Below are 22,653 nucleotides of genomic sequence, written 5' to 3'. Positions count from 1 at the left end.
GCCGGTGCCCGATATCGAGAGGACCGTCTTTTTCATGAACAAGCGGATGACAGCCCGCGACGCCGTCGCCGAGCTGCGCGACGGAATGACCCTGGGTGTTGGTGGCTGGGGGGCGCGGCGCAAGCCGATGGCGCTCGTTCGTGAGATCGCGCGATCGTCTCTCACGGATCTCACGCTGGTCACGTATGGAGGCCCGGAGGTCGGGATTCTCTGTGCCCTTGGGAAGGTCAAGAAGCTGGTCTTCGGCTTCGTGTCTCTCGACCTGATCCCGCTCGACGCGCACTTCCGTGCCGCGCGGCAGGCGGGGAAGCTTCCCGACGTCATGGAGATCGACGAAGGCATGCTGCAGTGGGGCCTCAAGGCGGCGATGATTCGCGTGCCGTTTCTCCCCTGCCGCGCCGGTCTTGCGACGGACGTCGAGACGCTCAACCCCGAGCTTCGTACGGTTGAGTCGCCGTATGACGACAAGGAAGTCCTCCTTGCGATGCCCGCGCTCGAGCTCGATGCCGCCATCGTTCACGTCGACCACTGCGATGAACGCGGCAATGGTCAGATCCTAGGACCCGACCCCTACTTCGACGACCTCTTCTGCGGAGCGGCGACGAAGCGCTACGTCAGCTGCGAGAGCATCGTCTCCACCGAGGAGATGACGAGTCAGGGATGCATCCACTCGATGGTGCTGAACCGGACTCTCACCGACGGCGTCATCGAGGCACCGTTCGGCGCGCACCCGACGGCATGCGTCCCGAAGTACGGCATCGATCTCGAGCATCTGAAGGAGTACTCCGCGACCGCGAAGGACGCGGACCTCTGGGACGCGTACAAGGCGAAATACATCGATGTCGAACATGATGCGTACGTCCAGACCGTGGGCGGCGAGGAGCGAGTCGGGAAAATCCCGGCTCCGATCTTCTGAGGGCGCGAAAAATGAGTGATCGCGACTACACGCTCTCGGAGCTTTGCATCACCGCCTGCGCGGAGGCCTTCCGCGGTGACGGTGAGATTCTCGCCTCAGGCATGGGCCTTCTCCCTCGCCTCGGCGCGGGGCTGGCCAAGCTCAGCTTCAGCCCGGACCTCCTGCTCAACGACGCCGAGTGCACCTTGGTATCGGAGCCCATCCCGCCGGGGCCCCGTACCGCCCCTCTCGCGGTCGAGGGGTGGCTGCCGTTTCGGCGGGTGTTCGAGCTTCTGTGGAGCGGCAAGCGTCACGCGATGACGATGCCGACCCAGCTCGACAAGTGGGGATACTGCAACATCAGCATGATCGGTGATCCCGCCCAGCCCAAGGTGCAGCTCCTCGGCGTGCGCGGCATCCCGGGCAACACGATGAATCACCCGTGCAGCTACTTCGTACCGAACCACTCGGCTCGCACGATGGTCGAGAAGGTCGACATGGCGTCGAGCATCGGTCACGACCCGGCCCGCTGGAAGCCCGGCGTCCGGAAGGACTTCGCTGAGCTTCGCCGCGTCATTACGAATCTGGCCGTGTTTGATTTCGGCGGCCGGGATCATTTGATGCGTCTGGTGTCTGTCCATCCCGGGCAGACGGTAGAAGGCGTGACGGAGCAAACGGGCTTCGCCTTCGCGAAGGCGGACGAAGTCGGTGAGACTCCGGCTCCGACCGCCGAGCAGCTCCGGATCATCCGCGAGGTCCTCGATCCGAATGATACGCGCGCCGGCGCCGTGAAGGAGTAAGTGGTGGCCGTTCCTGCAGACACCAAGATCGAGAACGGCGTCGCGCACGTCGTGCTGAACCACCCTCCGGTGAACGCGTTCGACAGCGTCGGGTGGAACGACCTGGCGACGCACATCCGCGAGCTAGGCGAGAACGACGACGTGAACGTGGTTCTGCTCTCTGCGGCAGGGCGTGGGTTCTGTGCGGGCGTGGACATCAAGGAACTCGCCGCGGACTCGACCGTCATCACGAAGGTGAACAAGGGCTGTTACGACACGTTCGCCGCGATCTACGATTGTGCGGTTCCCGTCGTCGCTGCGGCCCACGGGTTCGTGCTCGGTGGCGGGATCGGGATGGTCGGCGCAGCCGATCTTCTCGTGGCCTCCGACGATGCGACCTTCGGTCTCCCCGAGATCGATCGCGGCGCGCTCGGCGCGGCGACGCACCTGCTGCGCATGTTCGGCATGCAGAAGACCCGCAAGATGCTCCTCACCGGCGAGCCGATCACGGCGGCCGAGGCGTACCGGCTCGGTGCGGTCGAAGAGGTGACGACGCGCGACGAGCTTCTTCCGACGGCGATGAAGCTCGCCGAGTCGATCGCTTCCAAGAGCCCCAAGGCCGTGAAGCTCGCCAAGGAGTCCTTGAACGGGATCGAGCTCATCGATGTGAAGAAGAGCTACCGTTTCGAGCAGGGCTTCACGCTCGAGCTCTACACCTCGCCGGACTCGCAGGAGGCGCGCAACGCCTTCGTTGAGAAGCGCGACGCGAGCTTCAAAGACAAGCGCTGATGGATCTTCGCTACACCGCGGCCGAAGAGGCGTTTCGCGCTGAGGCGCGCGCGTGGCTCGAAGCAAACGTCCCCGCTGCGCCGCTGCCGTCCTTCGATACTCCCGAAGGTGCGCAGGCGCACCGTGATTGGGAACGGAAGCTGAACGATGCCGGTTGGGCGATGGTTTCGTGGCCCAAGGAGTACGGCGGTCGTGGTGTGAACCTCCTGGAATGGCTGATCTTCGAGGAGGAGTACTGGCGCGTGGGTGCGCCCCTGCGGTTCAACCAGAATGGTCTCTTCCTGCTCGGTCCGACTCTCATGGAGTACGGAACTCCCGAACAGAAGGAGCGGTTCCTCCCGAAGATGGCTTCCGGCGAGGAGATCTGGGCGCAGGGTTGGTCGGAGCCCAATGCGGGAAGCGACATGGCGGCCATCCGGTCCACCGCGCACATGGACGGGGACGAGTTCGTTCTGAACGGTCAGAAGATCTGGTCGACGCGAGCGGTCTTCGCCGATTGGTTGTTCGGCATGTTCCGGACCGATCCGGAGTCGTCGCGTCACAAGGGCCTCACGTTCATCCTGGTTCCGCTCGATACGCCGGGCGTGACGGTGCGACCCATTTCTCAGCTCGACGGTCTGCCGAGCTTCGCCGAGGTTTTCTTCGAGGACGCGCGAGTGCCGAAGTGGAACCAGCTCGGTGAGCTCGGAGCGGGCTGGGCGGTCGCGATGGCGACCGCCGGGTTCGAGCGGGGCCTGATGTTGCGGAGCCCCGGTCGCTTCCAGGCGGCCGCGGCGCGTCTCGTCGATCTGTACAAGCGTCATCGCGACGAATGCGACGATACGATTCGAGACGCGGTCACCCGCGCCTGGAGCAAGGCCGAGGCGTACAGCCTGAGCACCTATCAGACGGCGACCCGTCTGGTTGCGGGCGGCAGCATCGGGTCCGAGGCGTCGCTGAACAAGATCTTCTGGTCCGAGATGGACATGGAACTGCACGAGGCCGCACTCGCAATCCTCGAAGCACGGGCTGAGCTCCTTCCGCACGCGCCGGCCGCGGGAGACGTGGGCCAGTGGCTCGACGGCTTTCTGTTCTCGCTCGCCGGCCCGATCTATGCGGGAACGAACGAGATCCAGCGCAACGTGATCGCCGAGCGGCTGCTCGGTCTACCACGTGCGTGAGCACCGCTGCTTGCTCCACCGGCGCGCACGAGGGCCTGCCGCGGACGTCCGGCGACTCGCGCGCTTGGCCCGCGGCCCGTTGCGAGCGAGGCCGTGCTTCCGCGCGTTGCAGAGCACGTAGGCGAGCGCGTTCTGAATCTCGCGCCCGGTTCGGAGCACGCGGGAGTGAAACCGACCCGTGAAGACCTTCCCTCTGCGCCCCATGAGCTTATTGAGCGCTCTGGCGATCCGGATTAAGAGTCCTTGCCGCCCGCGTGAGAGCGCAAGCTCGCTCTGCGCTTCCACGATCAGATGAAGATGGTTCCCCATCACGGAGTACTCGATGATCCCGCCCGCCGCCCTCGAACGCCCGAAATCGCCCAGCGCCCCACGCCGATTCCAGCGGCGTCGACGAGACGCCGGACATCACTCGGCGGCGTTCCGGCGAACGGCGTTCTTCAACCTGATGTACGCCCCGGCTTCCCCTTCACGCGAAATCAATCGGCACGCGCGTGTGCGTCCGAGACATCGCCGCGAGCCCGACCCGTTGGATTCCCAAGACGAAGCTCGCAGTTCGCAGGTCCACCTTCCGCTCCTTCGCGATGTCCCGCACGTCCTGGTAAGCGCGCCTCATGACCTTCTCGAGTTCCGCGTTCACCCGGTCGAGTTCCCAGCGGAACTGTTGGATATTCTGTGCCCACTCGAAATAACTCACGGTGACGCCGCCGGCGTTTGCGAGGATGTCGGGGACGATCGTGACGCCGCGCTTCCGCAAGATCTCGTTCGCGTCGGGCGTGGTGGGTCCGTTGGCGGCTTCGACGATGATCGATGCGCGTACGTCCGGTGCATTGTCCGCGGTGATCGCGTCCTCGAGGGCGGCCGGGATGAGGACGTCGGCCGGCCACGTGATGACTTCGGAGCCCTCGAACGACTCGCCGCCCGGAAAGCCCTTCACCGTGTGGTGTTCCCCCGCCCAAGAGAAGAGAGCCGGTACGTCGAGGCCATCCGCTTTCGAAACACCGCCGAGGTGGTCGGCGACGGCGAGGATCTTGCCGCCCTCCTGGTCGATCAGACGGGCGGCGTGACTGCCGACGTTGCCGAATCCCTGGATTGCGACGGTGACGTCCGCCAGGCGCTTGCCTTCATCGCGAAGGGCCTCGCGCAGCGCGTACATCACGCCGCGGCCCGTTGCCTCGTCGCGGCCGAGCGATCCGAAGAGATGAAGTGGCTTTCCGGTGACGACGGCCGGTGAGAAGCCCTCGTGGCGCGAGTACTCGTCCATGATCCAGGCCATGACCTGCGCGTTTGTGTTCACGTCGGGGGCCGGGATGTCGATCGTCGGACCCATGATCTCCTTCGTCCGTTCGACGAACGTCCGGGTGACGCGAGCGAGCTCCGGTATGCTCATTGTCGCCGGGTCGCAGTTGATGCCGCCCTTCGCACCGCCGAACGGGATGTTCACAATGGCGGTTTTCCACGTCATCAGGTTTGCGAGCGCCGATGCGTGGTTTTCGTCCATCGACGGGTGATAGCGCAGGCCGCCCTTGTACGGGCCGCGCGCATTGTTGTGTTGCACGCGGAACCCTATGTGGCGGCTCAGGACCCCGTCGTCGCCCTCGGTCACGATCTCCACCTTCATCACGCGTCGCGGTGTGATGAGGATCTCACGGATGTTTGGCGAGAGACCGAGGACCTCGGCGGCTTGGTGGAAGTAGCGATGGCTGGCTTCGAGCATGCGGCCGACAATACCTGCCTCGGCATGGAAGGGAACCGCTGTTGACCAAGCTGCGGCGCCGGCCTACGCTCGGGAGCGTCTCGAGGACCTACGAATGCGTCGATTCCTCCTCTTTCTCCTTGCTGCTGTGTTGCCGTCGGCCGCCTACGGTCAGACGTGCCCCGACTTCTTCCCGCCGGTGACGACGGGAATGCTGCAGAGCCTTGCGGTGAACGAGGCGTCGGGTCTCGTCGCGAGCGAACAGAACCCGGGTGTCTTCTGGGTTCACAACGATTCCGGAGATACGGCGCGTACGTTTGCGATGCGGGCCGATGGGACCGTGCTGGCGACTTACAATCTCACCGGGGTTTCGGCCGTGGATTGGGAAGACATGGCGCGGGGGCCGGGGCCTGCGCCCGGCGTAACGTATCTCTATCTCGCGGACATTGGAGACAACCCGGCCGCCCGCTCGTTCATCACGGTCTATCGCGTCCCCGAGCCCCTGGTTGATCCTGAGACGCAGGGTGTCGAGATTGATCTCGGCACGGCGGTCGCGCTCGAGATGGAGTATCCCGTTGGCGCACACGACGCGGAAACGTTGCTCTCGGACCCACTTACCGGAGACCTGTTCGTCGTGACGAAGTGTCGTGGGGCGTCTGGATGCACGGACGGGGTGAGCCACGTGTTCCGTTACCCCTTCCCGCATCAAGACGGCGTCCGGGTGACGTTGGCCGAGGTGGCGACGATCCCGTTCTCCGGTCCGGAGTTCGTGCACTCCGCGACGGGGGGGGACGTGTCCGCGGCGGGCAATCGAATCGCCGTCCGAACGTACACGCAGGCGCTTCTCTGGGAGCGCGGCCCCGCCGACTCGATCGCGCAGGCCCTTGCGACGGCGCCGTGTCCGATTGCCGTTGCCCCGGAGGTCCAGGGCGAGACTCTCGCGTTTTCGATCGACGGCTCGAGCTATTCGAGCGTGAGCGAGTTCGTGTCCCAGCCGATCCACCGGATCGACGAGATCCTTGGGGACCAGACCCTTCTCGGGAAGCGCCTTTTCGTGAGGGATGCCAGCGCGGGGACGGACCCGACGAAGCGCAAGGTCGTCGTGACGGCGAAGGAGGTGGCTAGCCCGGACACGATCGTTGGCACGCCGCTCGTCTCGGGCGCGGTGCTCGACGTCGCGGCGAATGGCGGCAACGGCACGACGCAGACGTTCGTCCTCCTGGCCGGCGCGGACTCTAAAGGGAAGAGTTTCTGGCGCGCGCTCGGCCCGACCGGGTTCGTCTACTCCGACCCCCGCGGCGAACAGGGGCCCGTGAAGAAGGTGGTGCTCCGCAAGTCCGCAAGTGGGACATTCTCGCTGAAGGTCGTCCTCCTGGGGAAGAACGGTCCCCTCGACATCGTGCCGCCCGCACCCGGTACCGATGGACACGCGACTCTCCGATTCCCCGGCGGGGATCGCTACTGCGTCGAGTACGGCCCGTCCGCCGAGTCGAAGAACGACGGGGCGAAGCTGTGGCGTGTCCGGCACGTGTCGGGGGAAGGCTGTCCGCCTTAGGTTTGCCACCGCTGCTCGTTTCCCTGTAACTCGGGCCGATCTTCCGCCTGGCCGATGACATCGCCGGCTGCGGATCGAACATGTGGAAGGACAACGTCTTCGCAACGGCCAGCCAGCCCTGCCTCGACTGATCCCGCCCCGGGGCTTTGCAGGCAGAGCCGGGCAAAACCCGCAAGAAATCGGAAAGTTGCAACGAACCCCTCCGATTGCTCCAGTTTCGGAGGGTGCAATTCGACTTCAGCGAAGACCAGCGGATGTTCCGCGACAATCTGCGGGGCTTCTTAGGCAAGGAATGCACGCCCGAGCTCGTCCGTAGTCTCTGGGAAACCGAGACGGGCCGCTCGAAAGACCTGTGGGCCAAGCTGGCGGGGTTGGGAATCCTGGGCATGCTCGTCCCCGAGGGTCACGGCGGCCTCGGAATGAACGAGATGGACCTCGTCCTGCTCCTCGAGGAGACCGGACGGGTCGCACTCCCGGAGCCTATCGTGGAGACCGCAGCCGTCGGGGTGCCGCTTCTTGCGGAAGTCGGCGGACCCTGTGCCGAGGAGTGGCTTCCCAAGGTCGCGGCCGGTGAGGCCATCCTCACGGTCGGCCATCGGCTGAGTCCGGTGGTGGCGGATGCCCACGTTGCCGACCTCCTCCTTCTCGAGCGTGATGGCGCGCTGCACGCGTTGCCGCGCGCAGAGGTGCAGCTCACGGCGCAGGTCTGTTCCGACGCTTCGCGCCGCTTGTTTACGGTGGACTTCACGCCGTCTTCGAAGACACAGATCGCAGAGGGCGAACTTGCCGCCACGGTGTTGGCCGCAGCGATCGATCGTGGCGCACTGGCCGTCGCAGCCCAACTCGTCGGGATGGCGCACCGGATGGTCGAGATCGCGGTCGAGTACGCGAAGCAGCGCGAGCAGTTCGGAAAGCCGATCGGCTCGTTCCAGGCCATCAAGCACATGCTCGCGACGGTGCAGGTCAAGACGGAGTTCGCGCGGCCTCTGATCTACCGCGCGTCGCACTCCGTGGCGCACTCGGATCCGGCGCGCTCCATCGACGTCTCGCAGGCCATCGCGGCGGCGTCGGAAGCATCGAATCTCGCCGCCAAGACCACTCTGCAGGTACACGGTGCGATCGGTTACACCTGGGAAGTGGATCTCCACCTCTGGATGAAACGCGCCTGGGCGCTCGAAGCCGCCTGGGGCAGTCGGCGCTGGCACCGCCGGCGCATCGCCGACGCCGTACTCGATTCCGACGCGCCGGCCCCTTCTTTCGGATTCAGCGCGCGGGTTTGACCGCGAAGTCTCACAAGGGTCCAACACGATATGAGCAACCAGAAGAACCGGGTTCCGGCCGTCGACGGCTGGTTCATCGCCGACGGCGAAGCCGCCCTGTTGGGCAGCCAGTGCAACGACTGCAAGAGCTACTTCTTCCCGAAGGAGACATTCTTCTGTCGGAACCCCGGCTGTAGGGGCTCCGAGTTCACGGAGGTCCCGCTCAGCCAGCGTGGCAAGCTCTGGTCCTACACGAACAACTGCTACCCGCCGCCGAAGCCCTACGTCGCTGCGGACCCGTTCGTGCCGTACATCATCGCCGCGGTCGAACTCGACCAGGAGAAGATGGTCGTTCTGGGTCAGGTCGTCGCCGATGTCGAAATCGCCGACCTGAAGGTTGGGATGGAGATGCAGCTCGTCCTCGACCAGCTCTACGAGGACGACGACAACGAGTACATCATCTGGAAGTGGAAACCCGTGACGGAGGGGAACTGATCATGGCCAAGGAAGTCGCCATTCTGGGAGCGGCCATGCACCCGTTCGGGAAGTGGGGCCGCAACTTCGTGGAGTACGGCGTTCAGGCCGCCAACGATGCCCTCGACGACGCAGGTCTCGCGTGGAAGGACATCCAACTCATCGCCGGCGGTGAGACGGTGCGGAACGGTTACCCGGGCTTCGTGTCCGGCGCTTCGTTTGCGCAGGCCCTCGGCTGGACAGGTGTTCCCGTCGTGAGCTCCTACGGTGCGTGCGCGAGTGGCACGCAGGCTCTCGCGACGGCCCGCGCACACATCCTCGCCGGAATGTGCGACGTCGCTCTCGTCGTCGGCGCCGATGCCGCGCCGAAGGGCTTCTTCGGCCCAACCGGCGGTGACCGGAAGGACGACCCGGACTGGCTCCGGTTCCACCTGCTCGGTGCGACGAACCCGATCTACTTCGGCCTCTACGCTCGTCGCCGCATGGATCTCTACGGTGCGACCCAGAGCGACTTCGCCAAAGTGAAGGTGAAGAATTCGCGCCATGGTCTGCACAACAAGAACGCGCGCTACCGGAAGGAAGTCACCGAGGAGGCGATCCAGAACTCCGCGCTCGTCTCCGACCCCCTTCGTCTTCTCGACATCTGCGCGACGAGCGATGGCGGGGCGGCGGTCGTGATCTGCAGCATGGAGTACGCCCGCAAGCACACGACGGACCCGGTGAAGATCAAGGCCATCTCCACCGTTACGCCGCAGTACCCGAACGACGTGATCGAGATGCCGAACTTCGCGACCGATTCGGCGCACACCGTCGGCGTTCCCGAGACGCCTTTCCGGGATTCGATCGCGACCAACGCGTACGAACAGGCCAGCATGGGGCCTGAGGACATGAGCATGGCCGAGGTCTACGATCTCTCGACCGCTCTCGAACTCGATTGGTACGAGAACATCGGTCTCTGCAAGCCCGGCGAAGCCGAGAAGCTGTTGAACGATGGCGAGACCACGATCGGCGGCCGTGTGCCGGTCAATCCGAGCGGTGGGCTGGGCTGCTTCGGTGAAGCCGTTCCGGCGCAGGCGATCGCTCAGGTCTGTGAACTCACCTGGCAGATTCGAGGTCAGGCCGAGGGCCGTCAGGTCGAGAACGCGAAAGCCGGAATCACCGCCAACCAGGGCCTGTTCGGACACGGGTCGTCCGTCATCGTTTCCAAGTAAGGAGCTCTTCCGATGCCTGAAGCGTACATCATCGATGCCCTGCGGAGCCCGACCGGCCGCAAGAAGGGCAAGCTCGCCGGCATGCACCCGGCGGATCTCGGCGCCCACTCGCTGAAGGCGCTCGTCGAGCGCACGGGCATCGACCCGCACATCGTCGAAGATGTCGTCTTCGGCTGCGTCGACACGATCGGCCCGCAGGCCGGTGACATCGCGCGCACCTGCTGGCTCGCGGCCGGGCTCCCGGACGAAGTGCCGGGTACCACGATCGACCGGCAGTGCGGGTCGTCGCAGCAGGCCGTGCACTTCGCGGCGCAGGCGGTGATGAGCGGCACGAGCGACGTGGTCGTCGCGGGCGGCGTTCAGAGCATGAACATGATCCCGATCTCGTCGGCGATGACGTGCGCGGAGCCCCTGGGCTTCACGGATCCGTTCTCGTCGTCCAAGGGCTGGGTCGAGCGCTACGGCACGCAAGAGGTCTCGCAGTTCCGATCGGCGGAGATGATCGCCGAGAAATGGGACATCTCCCGTCGGGACATGGAAGAGTTCGCGCTGCAGTCCAACGAGCGCGCCTGGGGCGCGATCAAGGGCGGCCGCTTCGAGAAGGAGATCGTTCCGATCGGAGACCTTCTCGTCGACGAGACGCCGCGCGAGACGAATCTGGACAAGATGGCGACGCTCCCGACCCTGCAAGAGGGCGGACGCATCACGGCAGCGGTCGCCAGCCAGATCTCCGACGCATCGGCAGCGATCCTCGTCGCCTCTGAGGCGGCGGTGAAGAAGTACGGCCTGAAGCCCCGCGCGCGAATCCACCACTTGAGCGTCCGCGGCGCGGATCCCGTGTGGATGTTGACCGCGCCCATCCCGGCGACGGCCTATGCTCTGGGGAAGACGGGCATGAAGATCGAGGACATGGACCTCGTCGAGATCAATGAGGCCTTCGCGTCGGTCGTCCTCGCATGGCAGAAGGAGACCGGTGCCGACTTGGACAAGGTGAACGTGAACGGTGGTGCCATCGCTCTCGGACACCCGCTCGGCGCGACGGGCGCCAAGCTCATGACGACGCTGCTGCACGAGCTCGAGCGCACGGGTGGCCGATACGGCCTCCAGACGATGTGCGAGGGCGGCGGGCAGGCGAACGTCACCATCATCGAGCGGCTCGACTGAGCCCAGCGGAATCACGGAGCAACGAACATGGGTGGGATCTGCGACGGAAGAGTCGTCATCGTAACGGGCGCGGGCCGTGGCCTCGGGCGCGCGCACGCGCTGGAGTTCGCTCGCCAGGGTGCGAACGTGATCGTGAACGACCTGGGCGCCGAGATCGACGGCACGGGTGGTTCGGAAGGACCGGCGCACGAGGTTGCGGAGGAAATCCGGAAGCTCGGCGGCCAGGCCGCGATCAACGGCGATGATGTTGGCGACTGGGAAGGCGGTGCGCGCCTGGTCCAGACTGCGATCGACGCGTTCGGGCGTCTCGACGTCGTGGTGAACAACGCCGGCTTCCTGCGGGACCGTATGTTCGTGAACGCGGCCGAGGACGAGTGGGACGCTGTCATTCGGGTCCACTTGAAGGGCCACTTCTGCACGACCCGTCACGCCTGCAAGTACTGGCGCGATCAGGTGAAGGCCGGCGAGAAGGTCGACGCGCGGATCATCAACACGAGCTCCGGCGCCGGTCTGCAGGGGAGCATCGCGCAGGCGACGTATTCGGCCGCCAAGGGCGGCATTGCTTCGCTCACGTTGGTGCAGGCGGCGGAGCTTCGTCGGTACGGCATCACCTCGAACGCTATCGCACCGTCGGCTCGCACGCGGATGACCGAGGAAGCCTTCTCGGACATGATGGCCAAGCCTGACAGCGGCTTCGACTCGATGGCGCCCGAGAACGTTTCTCCTCTCGTCGCTTGGCTCGGCAGCACCGAGTCCGCTGAAGTCACCGGCCGTGTCTTCGAGGTGCAGGGCGGTCAGATCAACGTCTCCGACGGATGGCGTACCGGCCCCGGTGTCGACAAAGGCGCCCGGTGGGATCCCGCCGAGATCGGCCCCGTCGTGCGCAAGTTGCTGGACGAAGCCCCGGAACCGCAGAAGGTCTACGGGACCTGATTCGGCCCGACGCATGAATCTATCCTTCAACGAGGAGCAGGAGGCCCTGCGCGACTCTGCGCGGAGCTTCCTCGCAGAGAACTCCTCCTCTGAGAAGATCCGGCAGGCGATGGAGTCCGAGTCGGGCTACGACCCGGATCTCTGGCGGCGCATTGGCGCGGAACTCGGCTGGTCTGCCGTCGTGATCCCGGAGGAGTACGGCGGTCTCGGATTGGGGCCGATCGAGCTCGTCGCTCTGATGGAGGAGATGGGCGCGGCGCTGCTGTGCTCGCCGTTCTTCTCGAGCATCTGCCTCGCCGGTGGCGCGATTCTCGGTGGCGGCAGCGAGGCGCAGAAGGAAGAGATCCTTCCCGGTATCGCGTCGGGCGAAACGATCGCGACGGTCGCGTACACCGAGGCCGGCGGACGGTGGGATGCGGCGGGCATCGAAGCGACCGTGCGGGGCGACGGTAGCGACTTCATTCTGACCGGGCTCAAGACGTTCGTTCCCGACGGCGCGAGTGCGGGCCTGTTGGTCGTTGCCGCACGCCGCGACGGCACCACCGGCGAAGACGGCGTGAGCCTTTTCCTCGTGCCTGCCGACACGCAAGGCGTCGAGGTCCGTGCCCTGCCGACGGTCGACCAGACCCGGCATCAGGCGGAGATCACACTTCGGGATGTACGCCTTCCGGCATCGAGTCTCCTCGGAGCAGAGGGTGCAGGTTGGCCGATCCTGTCCTCCGCGATCGACGGGGCGCTCGTCGCTCTTGCGGCGGAGCAGCTGGGCGGCGCGCAGCGCTGTCTGGACCTAACGGTGGCGTACGCGAAGGAGCGGGCTCAGTTCGGTCGCCCGATCGGCTCGTTCCAGGCGGTCAAGCACAAGTGCGCGGACATGCTGGTGCTCATCGAGTCGGCGCGTTCGGCAGTCTACTACGCCGCTGCGGCGCAGGCCGAGGGCGATCCGGAAGTGCCGACGCTCGCCTCGCTCGCCAAGGCCTACTGCTCGGACGCCTACTTCCGCTGCGCAGCGGACAGCATTCAGATTCACGGTGGCGTCGGTTTCACGTGGGAGTACGACGTGCACCTCTACTTCAAGCGGGCCAAATCGAGTGAGACGCTTCTGGGCGACGCGCCGTTTCATCGCGAACGCATCGCACGCAACATCGGCCTCTGAGGAGAAGATCCTGTGTCACTGACGATCGATCTGACCGGCCGCGTGGTTCTCGTCACCGGCGGCGGCAAGGGCGTAGGACGAGGGATCACCGACCGATTCCTCGAGGCGGGGGCCGAGGTCGTGATCTGCGGTCGGAGTGCCCCGGACGATCTGCCTGCGGCGGGCGGTCGCACCGCGGTCTTCTTAGAGGCGGATGTGCGCGACGTCGAACAGATCGACGCCGTGGTGACCGCGACCACGGATCGTTTCGGTCGCCTCGACACGCTGGTGAACAATGCGGGCGGCGCACCGTTCGTGGATGCCGCGACGGTTTCTCCGAGGTTCACCGAGAAAATCATCGCTCTTAACCTGTTGGCCCCGATTAACTTCGCCCAGCGCGCCAACGCCGTGATGCAAAACCAGGACGATGGCGGTTCGATCGTGAACATCGCTAGCGTGAGCGGACAACGGCCGTCGCCTGGCACGACGGCGTACGGAGCGGCGAAGGCGGGTCTGCTGAGCGCGACGCAGTCCCTCGCGGTCGAGTGGGCCCCCAAGGTGCGTCTGAACGCGATCGCCGCGGGCTTGGTGCGCACAGAGCAGGCGCATCTCCACTACGGTGACGATGAGGGCATCGCGCGGGTCAGCGCGACGGTGCCGCTGGGGCGGATGGCGATCCCGACGGACGTTGGGGATGCTTGCGTCTTTCTCGCGTCTCCGATGGCCAGTTACGTGAGTGGCGCGAGTCTACAGCTGCATGGCGGGGGGGAACCACCGCCGTTCCTGGATGCGGCGAAGAACACCAGTGGAGGCTGAGATGGCAGCGACGATCTTCGAGACTCCGGCCAAGCTGCTGGAGTCGGTGGGCAACGAGCTCGGAGCGAGCGATTGGCTCGAGATCGAGCAGAAGCGCATCGATCTCTTTGCGGACGCCACGGGTGACCACCAGTGGATTCACGTCGACCCGGAGCGCGCGAAGGATGGGCCGTTCGGATCGACGATCGCGCACGGCTATCTCACGATGTCGCTGGTGAACCTCTTCCTGCCGCAGATCCTCGAGGTTCGGAACGTCTCGATGGGCGTGAACTACGGTGCCGACAGGCTGCGCTTTCCGGCGCCGGTTCCCGTGGGCTCGCGCGTGCGCGGTCGCGGTCAGCTCGTCGAGGCCGAAGAGGTCAAAGGCGGTGCGGTCCAGGCGAAGGTCCGCGTGACGGTCGAGATCGAAGGCGGTGATCGCCCCGCCTGCGTCGTGGATACGATCAGCCGCTTCGTTCCCGCCTGATCGTCAGCGTCTGATCGCTCGAGCGCGGAACATAGGTTGAAACCCGGCCGCGGTTCGCGTCATGCTGCGCGCGAGGCGAGGCTGTTCTTGGGATTCGGCTCCGTCGCCCGAAAGGCTCGCCTCCGCGGAGCGCGGACGTGGCGGAAGCGGACAAACTCACTTCGGGGCACTCGCCGGCGGTACGCCCGCTGACCCGATTGGTCGGCGCTCGACCAATATCGCCTCCGGACTCTTCTCCTACGCGCCCGAAAAGCGGTCCCTCATGTACCTGACCGATGTTCGCCGCCGAACTCGAACGAGAGCTCGGGGCGCCGTTGGGCGCGCTCTTTGCGGACATCGACCCGCAGCGACCTGAAGAACGCGTCGTGGCTCTATCCGATGCTCGGCGCGATCTACCGCGCGCTGGAGACCGGTCCGATCGTGGACGAGTTGCGCGACCGGATCCTGGAAGAGCTCGACTCCGAGTGTGAGGCGAGCACTCAGCGCGCATTCGCCGAACTGTACGCGGACCATCCCTTCCTCCATGTGCCGTCCGTCCACGATCGCCATAGTACCGGTCGCGTTCTCACGACCGACTACGCGCCGGGCCACGACTTCGAGCGGCTCGCCTCGCATCCCTCCGGGCCGTTTGCGGGCTGAGCGATCCGACCCCTACCCTGGCGGATGAAGCCAGGAGGAGAACGTCATGCCTAGAGGTGAATCACTTTACGAGCAGTATCCGGATTATCGCGTCGACCTGGAGCCGAATGAAGAGCGAGTGCGAGTGCGCCTCGGAGATCAAGAGATCGCCGACAGTCGCCGAACGCTTCTGGTGAAGGAGACGAAGCATCCCCCGGTGGTCTACTTCCCCCGGGAGGACGTCCGGATGGATCTCCTCGATCGGACGACGCACGAGACGTTCTGCCCGTTCAAGGGGCACGCCGCATACTGGACGATCCGCGTCGGCGATCAGCTCGATGAGAATGCGGTCTGGACGTACGAAGACCCGTTCAAGGAAGTCGAAGGGTTGAAAGACTACGTTTCGTTCTACGTCGGTCGCGGAGAGCTCGTTCAGAAGACCGACGCCTCGTGAGGACTCGCTCAGGTACGGCATGCTTGGCGGTCGGCATCGCCGCGTTGGGTCTTGTAGGGAGCGCGTCGGCGGCCGACCGGGCTTCTTCGGCTGCGGTCAAAATGACGGCTGCGGCGATTGCCGTCCGGGAGTCCCTCTCGGTAGACGATCTCGAATCAGCGACTTACGCGTTCGACGACGACGAGCGGTACGATCTGCGCCTCGCCCCGTTGTTGCTCGAGGGGCTCACGTTGCGCGACATGGGGGAGGAGTCGTCTGCGAAGGTCGGTGACCTCGTGGAGGCGTCCCTCGGCCCGGTCGGTCGCAAGAAGGCCGACGACATCCGTGGACTCGAAGACGAGGTCGTTCGAATGGAGGAGAAGGACGTCTGGTATATGGCCCTGTTCGCGAGCCTGGCCGGGATCCGCGGCACCGATCTCTACTACCTCTCGTTGTACGGCGATCCTTCCGGCGAAGATCCTTGGGGATATCGCTTCGACGGTCACCATCTCTCGTTGAACTTCACTGTCGTCGATGGCGCGGTCTCACCGACGCCGCTCTTCTTCGGCGGACAGCCGAGAGAGGTTCCGCCCGGTGGAATAGGGCCCGCCGGACTTCGGGTTCTCGCGAAGGAAGAAGATACGGCGCGGGCTCTCTATCTCTCTCTAGACGCCCAGCAACGGGAACGCGCAACTCTCCCCCTTGAGCTCGATCGCGATCTCTTCGTCGGGGGCGGGGAGCGGGTCGATCCGAACCTTCCGCCGGTCGGCATTCCCGGAGACGCTTTGACTCCCGATCAGAAGCGGCTCCTGAACGCACTCCTCGAGGCGTATTTCGAGAACGTGTCGACCCGGATCGCGTCGAGCGAGAGGGCGCGCATCGATGCCGCGGGTCGGGAGTCCCTTCATTTCGCTTGGGCGGGTTCCACTACGCCGGGCGAGGAGATCTACTATCGACTGCAGGGCCCGACCCTGCTGATCGAGTTCGACAACACCGTCGATGATGCGAGGCACATTCACGTACTCTGGCGTGATCCGACTGGTGATTTTGGGGCAGATCTATTACGCCAGCACCACGAAGCGGCACACACCATCGAACCGGCGAAGGAGTAGAACGCGTGGCACTCACCAATGGTCTCGATCTGATCGACCCCCAGTCCTATGCGGACCAAGGGACTCCGCATGGCACCTTCACCGAGCTCCGGCGGGAATCGCCGGTCCATCCGTGCAACGCTCCCGGCTATCCGCCCTTCTGGGCGATCACGAAGCATGCCGATATCTGCGAGGTCTCCAAGCAGCCGAATCTCTTTCTCAGCTCCCCGGGGATCGTCCTTCTCGACGAGACGCAGACGCGCGAACGGGATGAGGGCATCGGGGCGATGCGGACCATCATCGAGATGGATCCGCCCGAGCACGTCACGTTCCGCAAGGTGACCAGCGCTTGGTTCACGCCGCGCGCGCTCAACAAGCTGGACGATCTCATTGAGAACAGCGCAGCTTCGCTCGTCGACGAGCTGGCCGGGAAGACCGGCGAGGGTGAGTGCGACTACTCGCCCGACGTTGCCGCCGCACATCCGCTTCGGATCCTCTCGACGATCCTGGGTGTACCGCGCGAGGAAGAACCGCGGATTCTCAGAATCACCAACGAGCTCTTCGCCGCCGACGACCCGGACCTGCAGCGCTCCGCCGAGGATCGCCAGGCTGCGATTCGGGACCTCGGTTTCGAGCTCTTCGAGTTCTTCTCGAAGATCGTCGAAGATCGTCGCGCGAACCCGACGGACGATCTTACGAGTATCATCGCGAACGCCAAGATCGACGGTGAGCCGATGGGCCCGATGGAGACGTTCGGCTACTGCCTCATCGTCTTCACGGCGGGTCACGATACGACGAAGAATGCTCTCGTCGGAGCCATGGATGCGTTTCTAAATAACCCGGATGAGCTCGCGAAGCTTCGCAGTAGTACCGACGTCGTCGACCGCGCCGTCGAGGAGTCGGTTCGCTGGGTTACGCCCGTGAACTACATGAAGCGCACGGCGGCGGAAGATACGGAACTTCGCGGGCAGAAGATCCGGAAGGACGACGAGCTCGTCCTCTTCTACGCGTCGGCCAACCGCGACGAAGACATGTTCGAGAGCCCGGATTCGTTCTGCGCTGATCGCGACCCGAACCCGCATCTGGGCTTCGGCATCGGCGAGCATTTCTGCCTCGGCGCGCACCTGGCACGGCGGTCGCAGGCCGCTCTTCTGCGTCAGTTCCGGGCGCGGCTCGAGTCGATCGAGCGGGCCGGCGAGCCGGCCCAGATTCGTTCGAGCTTCGTCGTGGGACTGAAGCAGTTGCCGGTTCGGTACCGCTTCAAAATGGCGTAACGGGCGCCGGCTCGGCGCCGCTTCGGCCGAGCCACTTCTCCAGCGTGACTTCGAGCGCTCGCCGGGTCAGTGGCTTACTCAGGTAGTCGTCCATCCCGGCGGTGAGGCAACGCTCGCGATCGCCCCGCATCGCGTTGGCGGTGAGTGCAATGACGAGGACGTGCTCGTCTTCCGCCTCGCGATTCCGAAGCTCGGCTGTCGCTTCCAGGCCGTCCAGCTTCGGCATCTGGCAGTCCATCAGCACGACATCGAAGGCACCCGCTGCGAGTAGCTCGAGCGCCTCGCTGCCGTCACCGGCAACGACGACTTCGTGTCCGAGTCTCTCGAGCATTCCCTTGGCGACCAGTTGGTTCACGCGGTTGTCTTCGGCCAGAAGGACGCGCATCGGTTGGACCCCGGGGTCTGGGTTCTCCCCGGGGGCCTTTGTCCCCAAGCCCTCTGGGGCCGTCGGCGCTTCGGTGGGGGCCGAATCCAGGCGGAGGGTCGCGGTGAAGAGCGATCCCTTTCCGACCTCGCTCGAGACCTCAACGTCGCCGTTCATTCGTTTCGCCAGTTCGCGGGCGATCGAAAGGCCGAGGCCGGTGCCACCAAACCGGCGCGTGGTGGAGGCGTCTGCCTGTGAGAATTTTTCGAAGACACGCGCGAGTTGCTCGGGCTCCATGCCGATCCCGCTGTCCGCGACGCGGAGGGTTATGACGTACTGCTGCTCCTCGGGCTGCACGTCGACCTGAACGCGCACGGTTCCTTTTCTTGTGAACTTGATCGCATTCCCGGCGAGGTTCGTGAGGATCTGCCGGATTCGTGTCGGGTCGCCCATGAAGCTATTGGGGAGGTCGGGGTCGTGTTCGACCACGAGGTCGATGCCCTTGTCCTGTGCGCGGAAGGAGAGGAGGCCCGCAACGCTCTCCACTGCGTCTCGCAGGTCGAACGGCGTGGACTCGATGTCGAGCTTCCCGGCTTCGATCTTCGAGAAGTCCAAGATGTCGTTGAGAATCTCGAGAAGCGCAGCTGCGGACGAGTAGATCGTCTTCGCGAGATCGGTCTGCGCGGTATTGAGTCGGGTATCGAGGAGAAGGTCGGTCACGCCGAGGACGCCGTTCATGGGCGTGCGGATCTCGTGACTCATGTTGGCGAGGAACTCCGACTTCGCAACCGTCGCCGACTCCGCCGCTTCCTTGGAGCGCGCGAGCTCGGCTTCCCAGTACTTCCGAACCGTGACATCGCGCAGAACGAGCATGCGACCGGCGGGCTTGCCGCGGCGAGTTTGCAGTACGGACACCTGCAGGTCGAAACTGCGCTGCACGATGCCCTGGCCGAAGTTGACCTCGGACCGCATCGGCGAGACCGAGTTCATGCGTTCGAGCAGGTCGGGAAAGTTGGCGAAGGCTTCGTGTGCGGGCTGGCCCGGTTCCCGGCGGACGGCGAGCAGCTCACGCGCGGTGGCGTTGATCTCTGCGATGCGATCGTCGTCATCGAGGACGATTACGGCGTCCGTCATCTTCTCGAGCAGGTCACCGCGGGTGACGGGCAAGAGCGTGAGGAGGCCACGATGCGAGAGTGACCAGCCGAGTCCACTCGCCGTCAGGGAAAACGCGAATGGGGTGAGGTCTACTGCGGGGATGAGCTCGACGCCGGAAAGGAAGAGCGCGTTGGAGGCCCACGGGAACGACAGGCTGCCCAGCATCGTCAGGGCTTCGCGCCGGCCGTGCGCTCGTTCCACCCAGAGCTTCTGGACGAGAATGCCCGTGACGAAGACCAGGATCGCGTACGCATAGGCCACGTGGGCCCAGAATCCCCACCCGTGTTCGACGCGGATCTCGGGGAAGGGCGTCCCCTCGGCGAATCGTACGGTCGTCCAGACGAGACCGGTCGGGAGCCACACCGCGATCAGGGTGAGGACCGGGATCACCGCGAGGGCGAGAATCAGCCGCGGAGTAACCCAGTGCGCGCGTCCTGCCAGATGCAGGACGACGAGTAGCAGCGCGGGGCAGATGAAAACGACGCCCAGGTAGACGATCTTCGCCGCGATGGCCATGGCCCACAGATCGGTGAGGATGATCTCGAAGCCGTACGCGGTGACCCAGAGGAACTGAGCGGCCACGACGACGACGAAGTAGGCCACGACCGGAGATGCTCTCCGCCGCCACGCATGCATTCCCAACCACGCCAGCGCGAGCGCGGTGACAAGGGGGAGCAGAGCATATGGCGTGAAGGACAAAGGTGTCGATCTCCTTAGGAGATATCGACATCCGAACGCCGTTTCTTGCGTAAGAGTTTTACCCCCGCCGAGAGATCAAGGATTTCCGGTTCCGAACCGATGTCCTGAGGAGGAGAGGAGTCCCAAATGTCTCAGTTCATGGAGGTCATCGAATGGCTCGATGACACCGGCGAAGAGATCGTTCACCGCGTCCCGGAGTTGGGCTCGGGCGAAACGAAGTTCGGTGCGCAGTTGGTCGTGCGCGACAGCCAGGCGGCGATTTTCTTCAAGAACGGACGGGGCTTGGACGTCCTCGGTCCGGGCCGGCACACGCTCAGCAGCATGAACCTTCCGATCCTCACGAAGGTCCTCTCGCTGCCCTGGGGCTTCACGAGTCCGTTCCGCGCCGAGGTCTACTTCGTGAACCTGAAGGTGTTCACCAATCTCCGCTGGGGCACGAAGGATCCCGTCGCCTTCCGCGACCGAGAACTCGGGCTGATTCGACTCCGGGCATTCGGCGCCTTTACGATGCGGGTCACCGAGCCTCTCCTGTTCGTGAATACACTGGTGGGCACGCAGGGCTCCTATACGACGGGTTCGATCGAGGACTACCTTCGCGAGTTGATTGTGTCGCGCTTGAACGACTTCCTCGGCGAGAAGGTCGAGGCACTCCTCGATCTCCCGCAGCAGTACGACGAGATGGCGACCCAAGTGCGCGGTCGGCTCGAGACGGACTTCGGGAAGTACGGTGCGGAACTGGTTGATCTGCTGATCAACCGCATCACCCCTCCCGAGGATGTTCAGCGCGTCATCGACTCCCGAGCCGGCATGGCCGCAGCGGGGAACCTGGACGAGTTCCTCAAGTTCAAGGCCGCGACCGCCCTGGGGGACGCGGCCGGCGGCAGTGGGGGTGGCAACGGCGGCGGTGGCGCCGATGGCGCCGGAACCGGAATGGGGCTCGGAATGGGCGCCGGGCTGGGAATGATGCTCCCCGGCATGCTGCTTCACTCGCGAAGCGGTGAGCTTCTCGCCGACCAGGGCTCGCTCTCCCGCGGCGTCGTGCACTGCCCCGAGTGCCACGGTGACGTCACGGTCGATAGTCGCTTCTGCGCCCACTGCGGCCACCAGATGGTCACCGTTCTGCGCTGCACGCGTTGTGAGAAGAACGTGACGGCACAGGCTCGATTCTGTTCCTCGTGTGGCCTGGATCTCGGCATGGTCTTGCGGTGCGTGAAGTGCTCGACGGTGTTGCCGCCCCGAACGCGTTTCTGCTTCCACTGCGGCGAGCGTGTCGTTGCGGCCGGAGCCCCGCCCGCCGCGGCCCCGTGACCACGACCGCTGTCGTTTCGACCGAGTGCCCGACCTGCGGTGCGCCGCTCGACTTCGACGACGCAGCGCGCGCGATCCGATGTGCGCACTGTCGGTCGCAGTTGCTCATCACCGGGCGCCGACAGGTGCTGAGCTACACGATTCCCGCTCGCATCGCCGAGTCTGACGCACGGTCGCTCGTGCGGTTTAGTTTGCCGGCCGACCGGCAAGCCGCCCACGTCGGGGGTGGTACGCTGTATCTGGTCCCGTATTACCGCCTCACCGCCGAGGAGATCGCTTGGCAGCGAGGGGATTCCGAGCGTAGCCGTCGCCAGAACGTACGCGATATGTCCGCCTTCCTCGGTGTGCCGGTGCCTGGCTCCAAAGAGGCGATGGACGTTGCGCTAGAGGGCGACGACGCCAGTCCCCGCTTTACGAGCCGAGTTCTCGAGCGAAATTTCGTGGCGCGTGAGACGTCCGTCGTTCCACATTCGCTGGGAGTTCGGCCGGCGGCACTCGGGCTCCGACTCTTCGATCGTGAGACGACAGGCGAAGCGGTCGTCGTCTCGGCGGATCTCACGCCACGCTCTGCGCGAGAAAGAGCGGTCGGGGACGGTGGCGGAGACGTGCGGAGTCGCGAGCTTCTGCGCGTCGTCCTTCAGATGGTGTACTTCCCGTTTTGGATGGTTCCGATCAATGTCGGGTCGACCGAGGCAGTTGCGGTCGTCGATGGTGTGTCGGGAAAGATTCTCTGCGACGACGCCGAGCCGGATCTCGTCACGGCGCTCGGAACAGGCGCCCGGCGTCGTACCCGCACGTTGGGATTTCGCGCGCTCGTCTGCCCGAATTGCGGGTGGGATCTACCGTTGCGGCCCGATGACATCCTCTTCCAGTGTTCGTCGTGTGAGCGAGGATGGCTTGCGCGCGGAGATCGCCTCGACCCCATCTCTTTCGGCGTCGCGAACGGGGAGGGCGACGTCGCTTGCCATCTGCCGGTGTGGCGTGTGGGCGGCCTGGAGGGAGCCGCCATCTTCGCGCCCGCCTTTCGATGCCGGCGTGTGAAGGCGCTCTTCGATCTGGGCGCGCGGCTCACGCGGCAGGCGTCCACCATCCCACGAGCGGACGACATCCCGTCGGGGCTCGTTGGGTGCGCGCTCGACGAAGAAGACGCACGCGCTCTCGCCCGCTTCATTGCCGTCGGGATCGCGGACGAAGCGGTCCGCGGCGCGGCGCGCCCGGCCTTGGCGGAATCGGTGGAGGGCCTGCCGATCGAGCTCCTGTGGCTGCCGTTCAGTACCGACGGATACGCACTCCGAGAGCTGATGACGGGGGCGCCCATCCCACAGAGATTGTTGGATCGCGAGCCCGGGTCGGGGTAGGGGCTTGGCTGTCTGAGACCACGGGTC

At 65.1% G+C, this 22,653-nt stretch carries 22 protein-coding genes; 19 read left to right on the top strand and 3 right to left on the bottom strand.

Annotation, left to right across the window (positions count from 1 at the left end; all coding sequences use genetic code 11):
• Positions 1 to 34 precede the first annotated feature (34 nt).
• The 4 genes from P8R42_14575 to P8R42_14560 are packed head-to-tail and all read left to right on the top strand — an operon-like array spanning position 35 to position 3,623.
• Entirely contained in the window at positions 35 to 916 is an 882-nt protein-coding gene (locus tag P8R42_14575; protein MDG2305838.1) for a CoA-transferase, read from the top strand.
• A gap of 11 nt (positions 917 to 927) precedes the next feature.
• Positions 928 to 1,695: a ketoacid CoA transferase gene (locus P8R42_14570; GenBank protein ID MDG2305837.1), complete on the top strand. Its 768-nt coding sequence runs from the start codon at positions 928 to 930 to the stop codon at positions 1,693 to 1,695.
• A 3-nt stretch (positions 1,696 to 1,698) separates the two neighbouring features.
• Complete coding sequence (locus tag P8R42_14565; GenBank protein ID MDG2305836.1) at positions 1,699 to 2,463, top strand: enoyl-CoA hydratase family protein; 765 nt, start codon at positions 1,699 to 1,701, stop codon at positions 2,461 to 2,463.
• Entirely contained in the window at positions 2,463 to 3,623 is a 1,161-nt protein-coding gene (locus tag P8R42_14560) for an acyl-CoA dehydrogenase family protein (GenBank protein ID MDG2305835.1), read from the top strand. The genes P8R42_14565 and P8R42_14560 overlap by 1 nt, the downstream gene beginning before the upstream one ends.
• Here P8R42_14560 and P8R42_14555 read toward each other — a convergent pair.
• Entirely contained in the window at positions 3,609 to 3,932 is a 324-nt protein-coding gene (locus P8R42_14555; GenBank protein ID MDG2305834.1) for a hypothetical protein, read from the bottom strand. The genes P8R42_14560 and P8R42_14555 overlap by 15 nt on opposite strands.
• Before the next feature lie 157 nt (positions 3,933 to 4,089).
• On the bottom strand, positions 4,090 to 5,337 hold the full coding sequence (locus P8R42_14550; GenBank protein ID MDG2305833.1) for a Glu/Leu/Phe/Val dehydrogenase dimerization domain-containing protein: 1,248 nt from the start codon (positions 5,335 to 5,337) through the stop codon (positions 4,090 to 4,092).
• A 94-nt stretch (positions 5,338 to 5,431) separates the two neighbouring features.
• Here P8R42_14550 and P8R42_14545 point away from each other — a divergent pair, with 94 nt between their 5' ends.
• The 13 genes from P8R42_14545 (at position 5,432) to P8R42_14485 (ending at position 17,742) form a co-directional block, all read left to right on the top strand.
• A complete protein-coding gene (locus tag P8R42_14545; GenBank protein ID MDG2305832.1) occupies positions 5,432 to 6,871 on the top strand; it encodes a hypothetical protein in 1,440 nt (479 codons plus the stop codon).
• Between the two features lie 224 nt (positions 6,872 to 7,095).
• Positions 7,096 to 8,151, top strand: a complete 1,056-nt coding sequence (locus P8R42_14540; GenBank protein MDG2305831.1) for an acyl-CoA/acyl-ACP dehydrogenase — start codon at positions 7,096 to 7,098, stop codon at positions 8,149 to 8,151.
• A 30-nt stretch (positions 8,152 to 8,181) separates the two neighbouring features.
• Positions 8,182 to 8,625, top strand: coding sequence for an OB-fold domain-containing protein (locus tag P8R42_14535; protein MDG2305830.1), 444 nt, complete (start codon positions 8,182 to 8,184; stop codon positions 8,623 to 8,625).
• Complete coding sequence (locus P8R42_14530) at positions 8,622 to 9,815, top strand: lipid-transfer protein (GenBank protein MDG2305829.1); 1,194 nt, start codon at positions 8,622 to 8,624, stop codon at positions 9,813 to 9,815. The genes P8R42_14535 and P8R42_14530 overlap by 4 nt, the downstream gene beginning before the upstream one ends.
• A gap of 12 nt (positions 9,816 to 9,827) precedes the next feature.
• Complete coding sequence (locus P8R42_14525) at positions 9,828 to 10,979, top strand: acetyl-CoA C-acetyltransferase (protein ID MDG2305828.1); 1,152 nt, start codon at positions 9,828 to 9,830, stop codon at positions 10,977 to 10,979.
• Between the two features lie 27 nt (positions 10,980 to 11,006).
• Positions 11,007 to 11,912 carry an SDR family oxidoreductase gene (locus P8R42_14520; GenBank protein MDG2305827.1) on the top strand — a complete coding sequence of 302 codons (906 nt, stop codon included), beginning with the start codon at positions 11,007 to 11,009 and terminating at the stop codon, positions 11,910 to 11,912.
• 13 nt (positions 11,913 to 11,925) lie between these two features.
• The gene (locus tag P8R42_14515; protein MDG2305826.1) at positions 11,926 to 13,065 is read left to right on the top strand and encodes an acyl-CoA/acyl-ACP dehydrogenase; all 1,140 of its coding nucleotides are present in this window, start codon (positions 11,926 to 11,928) and stop codon (positions 13,063 to 13,065) included.
• A gap of 12 nt (positions 13,066 to 13,077) precedes the next feature.
• Positions 13,078 to 13,860: an SDR family oxidoreductase gene (locus tag P8R42_14510; GenBank protein ID MDG2305825.1), complete on the top strand. Its 783-nt coding sequence runs from the start codon at positions 13,078 to 13,080 to the stop codon at positions 13,858 to 13,860.
• A gap of 1 nt (position 13,861) precedes the next feature.
• On the top strand, positions 13,862 to 14,326 hold the full coding sequence (locus P8R42_14505; protein MDG2305824.1) for a MaoC family dehydratase: 465 nt from the start codon (positions 13,862 to 13,864) through the stop codon (positions 14,324 to 14,326).
• A gap of 327 nt (positions 14,327 to 14,653) precedes the next feature.
• Entirely contained in the window at positions 14,654 to 14,965 is a 312-nt protein-coding gene (locus tag P8R42_14500; GenBank protein MDG2305823.1) for an AarF/UbiB family protein, read from the top strand.
• 46 nt (positions 14,966 to 15,011) lie between these two features.
• The gene (locus P8R42_14495; protein MDG2305822.1) at positions 15,012 to 15,398 is read left to right on the top strand and encodes a DUF427 domain-containing protein; all 387 of its coding nucleotides are present in this window, start codon (positions 15,012 to 15,014) and stop codon (positions 15,396 to 15,398) included.
• Between the two features lie 101 nt (positions 15,399 to 15,499).
• Positions 15,500 to 16,489, top strand: coding sequence for a DUF3500 domain-containing protein (locus P8R42_14490; GenBank protein MDG2305821.1), 990 nt, complete (start codon positions 15,500 to 15,502; stop codon positions 16,487 to 16,489).
• Between the two features lie 5 nt (positions 16,490 to 16,494).
• Complete coding sequence (locus P8R42_14485; GenBank protein MDG2305820.1) at positions 16,495 to 17,742, top strand: cytochrome P450; 1,248 nt, start codon at positions 16,495 to 16,497, stop codon at positions 17,740 to 17,742.
• On the opposite strand, the gene P8R42_14480 is transcribed toward P8R42_14485, so the two are convergent.
• Entirely contained in the window at positions 17,729 to 19,960 is a 2,232-nt protein-coding gene (locus tag P8R42_14480; GenBank protein ID MDG2305819.1) for a histidine kinase N-terminal 7TM domain-containing protein, read from the bottom strand. The two genes, P8R42_14485 and P8R42_14480, sit on opposite strands and share 14 nt — an antisense overlap.
• 126 nt (positions 19,961 to 20,086) lie before the next feature.
• On the opposite strand from P8R42_14480, the gene P8R42_14475 reads away from it, so the two are divergent.
• Both P8R42_14475 and P8R42_14470 read left to right on the top strand, forming a co-directional pair.
• Complete coding sequence (locus P8R42_14475; protein MDG2305818.1) at positions 20,087 to 21,268, top strand: SPFH domain-containing protein; 1,182 nt, start codon at positions 20,087 to 20,089, stop codon at positions 21,266 to 21,268.
• Positions 21,265 to 22,626: a hypothetical protein gene (locus P8R42_14470; GenBank protein ID MDG2305817.1), complete on the top strand. Its 1,362-nt coding sequence runs from the start codon at positions 21,265 to 21,267 to the stop codon at positions 22,624 to 22,626. The genes P8R42_14475 and P8R42_14470 overlap by 4 nt, the downstream gene beginning before the upstream one ends.
• The last annotated feature ends 27 nt before the right edge of the window (positions 22,627 to 22,653 follow it).

This window comes from Candidatus Binatia bacterium (assembly GCA_029243485.1).
Classification (GTDB): Bacteria; Desulfobacterota; Binatia; order UBA12015; family UBA12015; genus VGTG01.
The sequence above is the reverse complement of the archived record's forward strand: the minus strand, read 5'-3'. Positions and strand labels throughout refer to the sequence as shown.

Bases quoted from the DNA above. Each gene is read 5' to 3' on its own strand.
- P8R42_14490 (MDG2305821.1), top strand. From the start codon at position 15,500: ATGACGGCTGCGGCGATTGCCGTCCGGGAGTCCCTCTCGGTAGACGAT.
- P8R42_14495 (MDG2305822.1), top strand. From the start codon at position 15,012: ATGCCTAGAGGTGAATCACTTTACGAGCAGTATCCGGATTATCGCGTC.
- P8R42_14550 (MDG2305833.1), bottom strand. From the start codon at position 5,337: ATGCTCGAAGCCAGCCATCGCTACTTCCACCAAGCCGCCGAGGTCCTC.
- P8R42_14560 (MDG2305835.1), top strand. From the start codon at position 2,463: ATGGATCTTCGCTACACCGCGGCCGAAGAGGCGTTTCGCGCTGAGGCG.
- P8R42_14520 (MDG2305827.1), top strand. From the start codon at position 11,007: ATGGGTGGGATCTGCGACGGAAGAGTCGTCATCGTAACGGGCGCGGGC.
- P8R42_14555 (MDG2305834.1), bottom strand. From the start codon at position 3,932: ATGGGGAACCATCTTCATCTGATCGTGGAAGCGCAGAGCGAGCTTGCG.
- P8R42_14535 (MDG2305830.1), top strand. From the start codon at position 8,182: ATGAGCAACCAGAAGAACCGGGTTCCGGCCGTCGACGGCTGGTTCATC.
- P8R42_14575 (MDG2305838.1), top strand. From the start codon at position 35: ATGAACAAGCGGATGACAGCCCGCGACGCCGTCGCCGAGCTGCGCGAC.
- P8R42_14475 (MDG2305818.1), top strand. From the start codon at position 20,087: ATGTCTCAGTTCATGGAGGTCATCGAATGGCTCGATGACACCGGCGAA.
- P8R42_14515 (MDG2305826.1), top strand. From the start codon at position 11,926: ATGAATCTATCCTTCAACGAGGAGCAGGAGGCCCTGCGCGACTCTGCG.
- P8R42_14570 (MDG2305837.1), top strand. From the start codon at position 928: ATGAGTGATCGCGACTACACGCTCTCGGAGCTTTGCATCACCGCCTGC.
- P8R42_14525 (MDG2305828.1), top strand. From the start codon at position 9,828: ATGCCTGAAGCGTACATCATCGATGCCCTGCGGAGCCCGACCGGCCGC.
- P8R42_14545 (MDG2305832.1), top strand. From the start codon at position 5,432: ATGCGTCGATTCCTCCTCTTTCTCCTTGCTGCTGTGTTGCCGTCGGCC.
- P8R42_14505 (MDG2305824.1), top strand. From the start codon at position 13,862: ATGGCAGCGACGATCTTCGAGACTCCGGCCAAGCTGCTGGAGTCGGTG.